Source organism: Halomonas sp. PBN3 (assembly GCF_000475415.1).
In the GTDB taxonomy this organism is placed as follows: Bacteria; Pseudomonadota; Gammaproteobacteria; order Pseudomonadales; family Halomonadaceae; genus Halomonas; species Halomonas shengliensis.
Map to the genome: position 1 here is coordinate 1 of NZ_AXCA01000211.1, position 11,079 is coordinate 11,079.

Consider the following 11,079-nt stretch of genomic DNA (forward strand, 5'->3'; position numbering starts at 1 on the left):
GCGCCATGCCTGGCGCACAAACAAGAGGACCCGCCACGTGGGCGGGTCAAGGGAGTCATCATGCGGGAGACTCAGGGATCATTCCGACCACGCGGCGATGGCCTCTCGCTCCTCGTCGGTCATCCCGGTAATGTTGCCCAGCGGCATATAGCCGCTGGCCACCACCTCACGAATCTTGTCTCGCTGCTGCAGGATCTGCTCATGGGTATCGTAGGCAAGCCCTGCGGGGGGTGCATTGAAGCCAGGCTGACTAGGTTCGCTGGCGTGGCAGGCCACACAACGAGTCTCGATGATCGGCTGCACCTCGGCCATGTCCACGGAAACCGACGCCTGGGCCTGGCCGGCGTTGCCACCGACGCTCGGCATGGCGACCCAGAAGGCCACCGCGATCAGCGCGGTGCCGGCCACCGGGTAGGCGGGCTGTATCTTGCCGGCGTGCATCAGCACGAAGAACTGACGGATCAGCGCGCCGCCGAAAATGAACAGCGACATGATCACCCAGGCCTGCTCGTGGGAGTAAGCGAAGGAGTAGTGATTGCTGATCATCAGCAGCACCACCGGCAGGGTGAAGTAGGTGTTGTGCACCGAGCGCTGCTTGCCGCGCTTGCCGTCCAGCGGGTTGGGGGCCTCGCCCGCCTTCATCGCCTTCACCATGCGGCGCTGCCCCGGGATGATCCAGAAGAAGACGTTGGCCGACATGGCGGTGGCCATCACCGCACCGGTGAGCAGGAAGGCCGCGCGGCCGGAGAAGATCTGGGTGCTCAGGTAGGAGACCACCACCATCATCACCGCCACCGCGATGCTGAGCACGCCATCACGGGTCATGTTGGGGCTGATGCGCTTGCACAGCTCGTTGTAGACCACCCAGCCGCCGAGCAGGAACAGCAGCGCCACCACGTTGGCCTGCCAGCCGCTCATGTTGGCGGCCCACGCCCAGCTGGCATTGGGGTTGACCAGGTAGAAGCTGGGGTTGGCCATGTAGAGCAGGATGAACAGCGCAAAGCCCGACAGCCAGGTGGTGTAGGCCTTCCAGAACGACCAGTGCAGGTCCTCGGGCAGCTTGGCCGGGGCTGTGGCGTACTTCTGGTTGTGGTAGAAGCCGCCGCCGTGCACCGCCCACATCTCGCCGAACACGCCCTTGTCGCGGTCCTCGGCGGCCTTGGGCGTGCGCAGGCCGTTGTCCAGCATCACGAAGTAGATGGATTCACCGATCCAGGCGATGGCCGCGATGACGTGCAGCCAGCGCAGCATGAAGTTTCCGAAATCCAGCAGATAGGCTTGCATAGGGGGGCCTCGTCTAGCGTCTTGTTATGGGCATCTCGGCGGGGGAAGCCCCTCAGCTTCCGCGGTAGGTGGAGTAGCCATAGGGCGAGAGCAGCAGCGGCACATGGTAGTGCGCGCCGGCATCGGCCACGCCGAAGCGCAGCGGGATCACGTCCAGGAAACGCGGCTCCTCGGCCTCGACACCCTGGGCACGCAGGTAGTCCCCGGCATGGAAGACCAGCTCGTACTGGCCAGCAGCGAACGCCTCGCCCTCGAGGATCGGCGCGTCACAGCGCCCGTCGTCGTTGGTTACCACCTCCTTCAGGCGGGTGCGGCTCTCGCCCTCCAGGCGATAGACCTCGATGCGGATGCCCTCTCCCGGGCGACCCTGGGCGGTGTCGAGTACGTGGGTGGTCAGGCGTCCCATGGTGGTGCTCCTCGTGTCGTGTTGTGGATTGTCGTAATGGAACCGGGTTTCGCTTGCCGGTGCAGGTGCCCGAGGCCACCCTCACTCTGTGAAAACAGTTTTAGACATTTTTTCGGTACATTTCAAAACATTTTTTGTATACATTTATTCGGAGCATTCGCCAGAACTAACCGACCACCCCCTGAAGGAGCATGACCATGAGCGACAGAACCCTGAGCCCGCGACCCAGCCAGCTGGACCAGGCCGCCTTCGTGGCCGCCTACGGCGAGATCTATGAGCACTCCCCCTGGGTTGCCGAACTGACCTGGGAGAAGGGTCTCACGGCGGCACAGGACACTCCCGAGGGACTCGCCGAGGCGATGGGCGAGGTGCTCGCTTCCGCTCCCGCCGAGCGCCAGCTGGAGGTGATCCGCGCCCACCCGGACCTGGCCGGCAAGGCAGCGGTGGCCGGCGAGCTCACCGACGACTCCACCCGCGAGCAGGCCGGCGCCGGCCTCGACCAGTGCTCCCCGGAGGAGATGGCCCGCTTCGAACGGCTCAACGCCGCTTACAAGGCGAAGTTCGGCTTCCCCTTCGTGATGGCGGTGAAGGGCAGCGACCGCTACGCCATCCTCGACGCCTTCGAGACACGCCTGGAGAACGACCCCGCCGAGGAGCGCCGCACGGCGGTGGCGCAGATCAACCGCATCGCCCGCTTTCGCCTGGAGGCCAGAGCCGACACCGGGCAGTGACGCCAGCAGGGGGCTGCCACTGCCCCCATCTACCCCAGAGCGGGGCGCCGGAGAACCGGCGCCCCGCTTGTCGTTGGGGTCATGAAAGATGGTGTCGTCCGCCGGGGACCGGCTGGGCATCCGGGTCCTGGCCCGCGGCCTCGGCGTCGGCACGGGCGATCTCCTCGCGTTCGCGCCGCTCGTCGGCCAGGGAGCGATGCGGCAGCACCAGGTTGAGCAAGAAGGAGGTGATCGCCGCCACCACGATGGGCGCGCCACCGATGACGTTCTGCAGCATCTCGGGAAACTGCTCGATGGCTGCCGGCACCTGGGAGATGCCCAGCGCCAGTGCCAGGGAGAGGCCGACGATGGTCACGTTGCGGGCCGAGAGCTCGTCCTTGATGAGCAGTTGGATGCCGGTCATGGTGATCATCCCGAACACCGTGATGGTGGCGCCACCCAGCACCGGGTAGGGAATGGTGGTCATGATGGCGCTGAACTTGGGACTCAGCCCGGCCAGCAACATGAAGACCCCGGCGATGGCTAGCACCGAGCGGCTGATCACCTTGGTCATGGCCACGATGCCCACGTTCTGGCTGAAGGTGGAGGTGGGCAGCGCCGCGAACAGCGAGCTCACCGCGGTGGTCAGGCCGTTGCCGAGCAGGCCACCGGTGAGCTCGCGGGTCTTCAGCTCACGATTCATGCCCGCCACGCTGGTGGCGGAGAGGTCGCCGATGGTCTGCACCGAGTTGATCACGCAGATCACCACCATGGAGACGATCGCCGCGGAGTGGAACTCCAGCTCGAAGGGCATGAACCGCGGCACCGCCAGCCAGCTCGCCTCGGCCACCGAACTGAAGTCGACCATACCCATCGGCAGGGCCACCGCGTAGCCCACCAGGATACCGACGATGATCGCCGAGAGGCGCACCACGCCGCGCCCGAACTGGGAGGCGCCGAGTACTGCCAGCAGGGTGATGATACCCACCATCCAGTTGGCCAGGTCGCCGAAGCCCTCGGCATTGACGTTGCCGCTACCCGCCATGTAGCGGATGGCGATGTCGTAGAGCGAGAGGCCGATCACCAGCACCACGGTGCCCGCCACGATGGGCGGAAAGAGGTGGCGGATATACTGGATGAAGTAGCCGACCACCATCATGGTGATGCCGCCGATCAGCTGGGCACCGAGGATCCCCTCGATGCCGAACTGCCCGCCCACGGCGATCAGGGTCGGCACATAAGCGAAGCCGACGCCGAAGATGGCCGGCAGGCGCGCGCCGAACTTCCAGACACCATAGAGGTGGAACAGGGTGCAGACGCCCGAGGCGAGCACCGCCACCTGGATCAGCAGCAGCTTCTCCTGGGGCGTCGAGCCGACCACGCCGGCGATGATGATGGGGGGCGTGATCACGCCGGCGATCATCGCCAGCACGTGCTGCAACGAGATCGGCAGCGCCTTGTAGACCGGCGGCCGCCCGTCGAAGTCGAACAGCGAGGTGTTGCGTGTCTTGGTTGTCATGGGGCTATCCGGGCTGTGTTGTGATTGTTTAGATACACATGTCACGGGGCTATAGTTCACAACACACAGACTTTAATGTATACGAAAACAAAGAACGAATGACTCCATCTTTCGTCGCAGTGATAACAGCAGACTAGACTGTCAGAGAAGTTCCCCGACCGAACAGGAGGCCTGCATGTACCGGAATCGACTCGAGGCGGCCGAGCGCCTGGCCGAACGCCTGGGCCTCCTGGCCGGCCAGCACCCAGCACCCGCTGGTGCTGGTGCGCAAGATCGGCGCCCCCCGGCAATCCGGAGTAAGCCATCGGCGCGGTGAGCGAGGATGGCAGCGTGCACCTGGAGGAGGCGGCACGCGGCTGCCGGGAGGCATGGCTGGCCGGGGAGGTCGAGCGCCAGTGGGAACTGGTCGCCGCGCCGGGGGTGCCCCCACCGGACACCCTGGCACGCCTGGAGACGCTGGCCGACGAGGTGGTGTGCGGCGAGGTTCCCGAACGCTTCGGCGCCGTGGGACAGTTCTTCGCCGACTTCGACCAGGTCGGCGACGACGAGGTGGTGGCACTGCTCGGCGCCTGGCCCGCCGGCGACGGCTCCGCGCCTGACCCTCGACACACTGCCTGGCCATACGACGATAGCGGGCCGCCCCGAGGGGCGGCCCGCTGTCACTGCCTGGAAGGAGGACGGCTTACTTGCTGCCGACGGCCTTCAGGCTCTCCTCGACCAGCTTCTGACCCTTCTGCAGGTAGTCCTGGTTGAGGGTGGAGAGCTTCTCGACGTCGGCCTTGACGTGGTCGCCGAGGTCCTGGGCGGCTTTCTGCTGGCCCTCGAAGGCCTGCTTGAAGCCATCGGCATCGCGAACCGCGATCCAGGCTCGGGCCTGGGACAGGCTCAGGTCGCTGTAGCGACGTGCGGCGTCGAGCTGGGCACCGACGAGCTTCTCGGTGTACTCGAGGGCCAGCGAGCCGTAGGCACGGGCCGGCTCGACGAAGAGCCCTTCAAACTGTTCGGTCGCTTTCTGTTGGGTAGCCTTGGTGGTCATGGAACGCCTCCGTCTCTGTGGCCGAACAGGACGATATGTCCTGTGCTGCAATGCAACATAGCAGGCGTTATTGTGCATTGCAACATCGGCTTTCCTCGGCCAGCCCCTCAGCGATAGGCTCCCTCCACGTCGGTGATGCGCATCGCCTGGCGACCCAGGCCGGCGTGGAGATCCAGCATGCGCTCGAGCCAGGCGTGGACCGGGTCGGCGTTGGAGACCAGGTCGGCGCTGGAGACGCAGCGCGCCCACATGAAGCAACCGAAGACCAGGTAGTCGGCGCCGGCCGGGGCGTCGCCATCCAGGAAGGCGGCCTCCTTGAGGCGGCCGCGCAGCGGCTCGAGGCCGGCATCCAGCTGGGAGAGCCCCTTCGCCGGCGAGTGGAACTCCTCCAGGGTCCGGCCGAAGCGCTTCTCGCGGCTCGCGCGGAAGTAAGCCCGGTCGTCGGGGTGGATGGCATTGAACAGGTCCATGATGATGGTGCGCATGATGGCCGGCTGCAGGGTGCGCTCGGCATAGTGGCGCAGGAAGCGCGCGCGCCCCTCGGCCAGGTCGTCGCCCAGCAGCGGCGCCTCGGGGTAGGCGCGATCCAGGTAGCGCAGGATCTCGTAGCTGTCGGTGACCACCGTCTCGCCGTCCACCAGCACCGGCACCTTGTCATGGTCGGCGAAGGCCAGGGCCGCCTTGTCGGTGAAGCGCCAGGGGCGGGTCTCCACCTCCAGCCCCTTGTGGGCCAGGGCGTAGCGCACGCGCCAGCAGTAGGGCGAGAAGCGCAGCCCCTCGTCGACGCCACACAGGTCATAGAGCACGCGTGTCATGCCATCTCCTCGTTCGGGTAACCGTCAGGGTGATACCGGCGCAGTCTGGCAGCGATTGCCACCCCCGCCAATAGCGGCCGGCGCCTGTCCATTAGTCTAATAACCATCGTCATGTGGCCGCCGATGGCTGGCCGAAAACAGAGCCTTTACCCAAGCGAGACAAGTGGTTAGATGGCGAAACAGGGCATGCACCGGCTCCCGATTATTGGTCATACCAATTTCCCTGCTATGGAAAGCACGCGGACCAGGCCTTAAGGTCCCGCTGTCCAACACCCCGGCCGGCGCTTCGCCGCCCGGGCACCCTGCTGACTGCTGATCGAGGATACCCGTTCCATGAATGACACCCTCCTTGCACTGCTGGCCTTCGTGCCCCTGGTGCTGGCCGGTGTGCTGCTGATCGGTCTGCGCATGGCGGCCAGGACCGCTATGCCGATCGTGTTCGTGGTCACCGCCCTGATTGCCCTGTTCGCCTGGGAGATGAGCACCACCCGCGTGCTGGCCTCCACCCTCCAGGGCCTGATCCTCACGGTCTCGATCCTGTGGATCATCTTCGGCGCCATCCTGCTGCTCAATACCCTCAAGCGCTCCGGCGGCATCAAGGCGATCCGCAACGGCTTCTCCGGCATCAGCCCGGACCGCCGCGTGCAGGCGATCATCGTCGCCTGGCTGTTCGGCTGCTTCATCGAGGGCGCCTCGGGCTTCGGCACCCCCGCCGCCGTGGCCGCCCCGCTGATGGTGGCGCTGGGCTTCCCGGCGCTGGCCGCCGTGGTGGTGGGCATGATGATCCAGTCCACCCCGGTCTCCTTCGGCGCCGTGGGCACCCCCATCGTGGTGGGTGTCTCCGGCGGCCTCGACCGCGCCGGCATCACCGAGACCCTCGAGGCCGGTGGCGCCACCTGGATGGAGTACTTCCGCCTGATCGCCGGTGAGGTGGCCGTCATCCACGGCATCGTCGGCATCCTGATGCCGCTGATCATGGTGGTGATCATGGTGCGCTTCTTCGGCGCCAACCGCTCCTGGAAGGAGGGCCTCTCCATCGCCCCCTTCGCGATCTTCGCCGGCATCAGCTTCGTGGTGCCCTACATGCTGGCCGGCGTGCTGCTGGGGCCGGAGTTCCCGTCGATGATCGGCGCCATGGTCGGCCTGGCCATCGTCGTCCCGGCGGCCCGCCGCGGTTTCCTGATTCCCAAGGACACCTGGGACTTCCCCGAGTCCTCCGCCTGGCCCGACCAGTGGATCGGCAAGCTCGAGATCAAGCTGGACGACGTCACCGGCAAGGCGCCGATCTCCACCCTGATGGGCTGGGTGCCCTATGTACTGCTGGCGGTGATCCTGGTCGCCTCGCGCACCGTCGAGCCGTTCAAGAATGCGCTGACCTCCTTCGCCTTCGGCTGGAGCGACATCCTCGGCGAGGCAGGCGTCTCGGGCGCCATCCAGCCGCTCTACCTGCCCGGCGGGATCCTGCTGATGGTGGTGCTGCTCACCGCCCTGCTTCACCGCATGCGCCTGGGTGAGCTGAAGGCGGCCTTCGGAGAGTCCTCCAAGACCATCCTCGGCGCCGGCTTCGTGCTGATCTTCACCATTCCCATGGTGCGGATCCTGATCAACTCCGGCGTCAACGCCGCCGACCTGGTCTCCATGCCGGTGGCCATGGCACAGCTGGTGGCCGACAGCGTGGGCGGCATCTACCCGTTCTTCGCTCCGGCCGTGGGCGCGCTGGGCGCCTTCATCGCCGGCTCCAACACCGTCTCCAACCTGATGCTGTCCGACTTCCAGTTCAACGTCGCCCAGCAGCTCGGCCTCTCCACCGCCTTCATGGTGGCGCTGCAGGCCGTGGGGGCCGCCGCCGGCAACATGATCGCCATCCACAACGTGGTGGCGGCCTCGGCCACCGTGGGCCTGCTCGGCCGCGAGGGCGAGACCATCCGCAAGACGATCCTGCCGACGATCTACTACCTCGTCGCCACCGGGATCATCGCGCTGCTCGCCTTCTACGTGCTGGGCGTCGGCGACCCGCTGCTCGGCCTCGGCTGACCGGGTCACCCCCCTCGCGAACGCATCGCCCCCGGCAATGACTGCCGGGGGCGACGTGTTTCATGGGACAGCAAGACCGGTGGAGAGAAACGGCTGGCCAAGCCAGGGCGGAGGCCCTACTCCCACCCCTCCAGGCGCATCGCCGAGCGCTCCAGGCGTTCATCCTCGGCCTCGATCTCGCGCAGCGCCTCGCCGAGGCCGTTGAGGTGCTCCAGCGCCACTCGCTGGGCCAGCTGCGGCTTGCCCTTGACCACGGCGTCATGAAGCCTGGCGTGCTGGCGATTGATCATCTCCCGGGGCTCCGGGCGGTGATAGAGGTTCTTCACCGAGGCGAACACCGAGCTCAGCAGCAGGTCGGTGAGGCTCTGCAGGGTGTGCACCAGCACCGGGTTGTGGGAGGCCTGGGAGATCGCCAGATGGAAGGCGTGGTCGAGGCGCGCCAGGCGCTCGACGTCGATGGGGTCGGCGCTTGCCACGTAGTCGGCCATCTCGCGATAGCGCCGCGTGATCAGCACCCGGTCCGCCGGATTGCCGCGGCTGGCGGCCAGCCGCGCCGATTCGCCCTCGAGCAGGGCGCGCACCTCGAGCAGGTCGAACAGGGTGCGCGGGTGGTCGCGGAAGAGGTGCATCAGCGGGCTCTGTTCCCGGGCCGGCAGCAGCGAGGCCACCGTGGAACCCCGCCCCTGGCGGGTCTCGATGATGCCCTTGCTGCGCAGGATGCGCAGCCCCTCGCGCAGCGAGGCGCGCGACACCCCCAGCCGCTCGCACAGCCGCCGCTCGGAGGGCAGCAGCTGCCCGGTACGGAAGATGCCGTCGAGGATCAGGCGCTCGAGGCGCGCGGCCACCCCCTCCGGGGTTCGCTGGCCGCCATAGGCGTCATCGGGGCTTGGCGTCATGGGCTCTCTCCTGCCGGTGCGGCGTCACGGTCATGGCCGTCGTGGCAACGAACGGCTAGGCTGCGAGGATACACTGGAAAACCCTTCCATATAATAGACCAATTACTGGTCTGACCAGTGCGCCACAGACTGGACAGCAGCGCCAGCGCTGCCACGATAATGACCAGATGTGCCACAAGGCGCGCCCTCCGTCGTGACCGGGACGCGCCTCGCGATGGCCGTTCCGCCCTGACGAGACGCATGGGGAGTCCACATGAGCACCCACTACGACGCCCGGCTCGATGGCGAGCCCCCCCGCATCGCCCAGGCCGAGGTCCTCGCCGACCTGCGCCAGGCACTGCCCGGCATGACCCTGCTGCACCGCGAGGAGGACCTGCGCCCCTTCGAGTGCGACGGTCTCTCCGCCTATCGTGCCCTGCCGATGCTGGTCGCCCTGCCCGAGACCCTCGAGCAGGTCGAGACCCTGCTCAAGCGCTGCCGGGCGCTGGGCGTGCCGGTGGTGACCCGCGGCGCCGGCACCGGCCTCTCCGGCGGCGCCATGCCGCTTGAACACGGCGTGCTGCTGGTACTGTCGCGCTTCAACCGCATCCTCGAGATCGATCCCGAGGCGCGCACCGCCCGGGTACAGCCCGGGGTGCGCAACCTGGCGATCTCCGAGGCCGCCAGCCCCTACGGGCTCTACTATGCTCCGGATCCCTCCTCACAGATCGCCTGCTCCATCGGCGGCAACGTCGCCGAGAACGCCGGCGGCGTGCACTGCCTCAAGTACGGCCTCACCGTTCACAACGTCATCAAGGTCGAGGTGCTGACCATCGAGGGCGAGCACATGACCCTGGGGTCGGACGCCCTGGATGCCCCCGGCTTCGACCTGCTGGCGCTGTTCACCGGCTCCGAGGGGATGCTCGGGGTGGTCACCGAGATCACCGTCAAGCTGCTGCCCAAGCCGGAGACCGCCAAGGTGCTGATGGCGAGCTTCGACGACATCGAGAAGGCCGGCGACGCCGTCGGCGCCATCATCGCCGCCGGCATCATCCCCGGGGGCCTGGAGATGATGGACAACCTGGCGATCCGCGCCGCCGAGGACTTTATCGGCGCCGGCTACCCGGTGGAGGCCGAGGCGATCCTGCTCTGTGAGCTGGACGGCGTGGAGGCCGACGTCGACGACGACTGCCAGACCGTGCGCCGCGTGCTGGAGCAGGCCGGCGCCACCGATATCCAGCAAGCCCGCGACGAGGCCGAGCGCGCGCTGTTCTGGGCCGGGCGTAAGAACGCCTTCCCAGCGGTGGGCCGCATGTCACCGGACTACTACTGCATGGACGGCACCATCCCCCGCCGCGAGCTGGCCCGGGTGCTCAAGGGCATCGGCGACCTCGGCGAGGAGTACGGCCTGCGCGTCGCCAACGTCTTCCACGCCGGCGACGGCAACATGCACCCGCTGATCCTCTTCGATGCCAACCAGCCCGGCGAATTCGAGCGTGCCGAGGAGCTCGGCGGGCGCATCCTGGAGCTGTGTGTCGAGGTGGGCGGCACCATCACCGGCGAGCACGGCGTGGGACGCGAGAAGATCCACCAGATGTGCGTGCAGTTCAGCCCCGGCGAGCTCGCCACCTTCCGGGCCGCCAAGCGCGCCTTCGACCCTGACGAGCTGCTCAACCCGGGCAAGAACATTCCCACGCCGGCGCGCTGCTCCGAGTTCCGCCTGACCAAGAGCGCCGGCGACGCGCCCGCGCCGACCCACGCCTGAGCGCCGGCCAGGAGACAGGACAACATAGTGACCATGAACGACATCCCAAGCCAGGACGCCAGCGAGGCGCTGGCCGACCACATCCGCCGCGCCGAGGCCGAGGGAACGCCGCTGCGCCTCGTCGGCGGTGACACCAAGGCCTTCTATGGTCGCGCCGTGGACGGCGAGACCCTCTCCACCCGCGAGCACCGCGGCATCACCGAGTACGACCCGGTGGAGCTGATCGTCTCGGTGCGCGCCGGCACGCCGCTGCGCGAGCTCGAGGCCGCGCTGGCCGCCGAGGGGCAGATGCTGCCCTGCGAGCCCCCCCACTTCGGCGATGACGCCACCGTGGGCGGCATGATCGCCACCGGGCTCTCCGGCCCGCGACGCCCCTGGGCCGGCAGCGTGCGCGACTTCGTGCTGGGCACGCGCGTGATCATGCGCCAGGGCAGCGAGCAGCGCTTCGGCGGCCAGGTGATGAAGAACGTCGCCGGCTATGACCTCTCGCGCCTCATGGTGGGCGCCCAGGGCACCCTGGGGCTGATCACCGAGGTCTCCATGAAGGTGCTGCCGCTGCCCGGTGCCAGCCGCAGCCTGCACCTGGACATGCCGCTGGCCGACGCCCTGGAGCGGCTCGCCGAGTGGGGCCGCCA

The 11,079-nt window shown here is 67.5% G+C and carries 11 protein-coding genes; 5 read left to right on the forward strand and 6 right to left on the reverse strand.

Going from position 1 to position 11,079, the window contains the following annotated elements; all coding sequences use genetic code 11:
* Positions 1 to 78 precede the first annotated feature (78 nt).
* Positions 79 to 1,284 (reverse strand): urate hydroxylase PuuD, encoded by a 1,206-nt coding sequence (locus Q673_RS34120; RefSeq protein ID WP_023007284.1) that lies wholly within the window; start codon positions 1,282 to 1,284, stop codon positions 79 to 81.
* A 52-nt stretch (positions 1,285 to 1,336) separates the two neighbouring features.
* A complete protein-coding gene (gene uraH / locus Q673_RS34125) occupies positions 1,337 to 1,690 on the reverse strand; it encodes a hydroxyisourate hydrolase (protein WP_023007285.1) in 354 nt (117 codons plus the stop codon).
* A gap of 197 nt (positions 1,691 to 1,887) precedes the next feature.
* Between uraH and uraD the strand changes: the two genes are divergently transcribed.
* On the forward strand, positions 1,888 to 2,421 hold the full coding sequence (gene uraD, locus Q673_RS34130) for a 2-oxo-4-hydroxy-4-carboxy-5-ureidoimidazoline decarboxylase (protein WP_023007286.1): 534 nt from the start codon (positions 1,888 to 1,890) through the stop codon (positions 2,419 to 2,421).
* Between the two features lie 79 nt (positions 2,422 to 2,500).
* Here uraD and Q673_RS34135 read toward each other — a convergent pair whose 3' ends face one another.
* Entirely contained in the window at positions 2,501 to 3,919 is a 1,419-nt protein-coding gene (locus Q673_RS34135) for a uracil-xanthine permease family protein (protein WP_023007287.1), read from the reverse strand.
* 312 nt (positions 3,920 to 4,231) lie between these two features.
* Between Q673_RS34135 and Q673_RS36245 the strand changes: the two genes are divergently transcribed.
* Entirely contained in the window at positions 4,232 to 4,672 is a 441-nt protein-coding gene (locus Q673_RS36245; protein ID WP_152527155.1) for a hypothetical protein, read from the forward strand.
* Here Q673_RS36245 and Q673_RS34140 read toward each other — a convergent pair.
* Complete coding sequence (locus Q673_RS34140) at positions 4,602 to 4,955, reverse strand: phasin family protein (RefSeq protein ID WP_023007288.1); 354 nt, start codon at positions 4,953 to 4,955, stop codon at positions 4,602 to 4,604. The genes Q673_RS36245 and Q673_RS34140 overlap by 71 nt on opposite strands.
* Positions 4,956 to 5,062: 107 nt before the next feature.
* On the reverse strand, positions 5,063 to 5,770 hold the full coding sequence (locus Q673_RS34145; protein WP_023007289.1) for a glutathione S-transferase family protein: 708 nt from the start codon (positions 5,768 to 5,770) through the stop codon (positions 5,063 to 5,065).
* A 333-nt stretch (positions 5,771 to 6,103) separates the two neighbouring features.
* Here Q673_RS34145 and Q673_RS34150 point away from each other — a divergent pair, with 333 nt between their 5' ends.
* Positions 6,104 to 7,804 (forward strand): L-lactate permease, encoded by a 1,701-nt coding sequence (locus Q673_RS34150; protein WP_023007290.1) that lies wholly within the window; start codon positions 6,104 to 6,106, stop codon positions 7,802 to 7,804.
* A gap of 116 nt (positions 7,805 to 7,920) precedes the next feature.
* Here the strand turns inward: Q673_RS34150 and glcC are convergent, their stop codons facing one another.
* Entirely contained in the window at positions 7,921 to 8,700 is a 780-nt protein-coding gene (gene glcC, locus Q673_RS34155) for a transcriptional regulator GlcC (RefSeq protein ID WP_023007291.1), read from the reverse strand.
* A 253-nt stretch (positions 8,701 to 8,953) separates the two neighbouring features.
* On the opposite strand from glcC, the gene glcD reads away from it, so the two are divergent.
* Together glcD and glcE are read left to right on the forward strand one after the other, a co-directional pair.
* A complete protein-coding gene (gene glcD / locus Q673_RS34160; RefSeq protein WP_023007292.1) occupies positions 8,954 to 10,444 on the forward strand; it encodes a glycolate oxidase subunit GlcD in 1,491 nt (496 codons plus the stop codon).
* Between the two features lie 33 nt (positions 10,445 to 10,477).
* Positions 10,478 to 11,079: glycolate oxidase subunit GlcE (glcE, locus tag Q673_RS34165; protein WP_023007293.1), on the forward strand; the 602-nt coding region annotated here is incomplete at its 3' end.

Coding starts and splice junctions, on each gene's coding strand:
- glcC (WP_023007291.1), bottom strand. CDS start 8,700: ATGACGCCAAGCCCCGATGACGCCTATGGCGGCCAGCGAACCCCGGAG.
- glcD (WP_023007292.1), top strand. CDS start 8,954: ATGAGCACCCACTACGACGCCCGGCTCGATGGCGAGCCCCCCCGCATC.
- uraD (WP_023007286.1), top strand. CDS start 1,888: ATGAGCGACAGAACCCTGAGCCCGCGACCCAGCCAGCTGGACCAGGCC.
- Q673_RS34145 (WP_023007289.1), bottom strand. CDS start 5,770: ATGACACGCGTGCTCTATGACCTGTGTGGCGTCGACGAGGGGCTGCGC.
- uraH (WP_023007285.1), bottom strand. CDS start 1,690: ATGGGACGCCTGACCACCCACGTACTCGACACCGCCCAGGGTCGCCCG.
- Q673_RS34135 (WP_023007287.1), bottom strand. CDS start 3,919: ATGACAACCAAGACACGCAACACCTCGCTGTTCGACTTCGACGGGCGG.
- Q673_RS34120 (WP_023007284.1), bottom strand. CDS start 1,284: ATGCAAGCCTATCTGCTGGATTTCGGAAACTTCATGCTGCGCTGGCTG.
- Q673_RS34150 (WP_023007290.1), top strand. CDS start 6,104: ATGAATGACACCCTCCTTGCACTGCTGGCCTTCGTGCCCCTGGTGCTG.
- Q673_RS34140 (WP_023007288.1), bottom strand. CDS start 4,955: ATGACCACCAAGGCTACCCAACAGAAAGCGACCGAACAGTTTGAAGGG.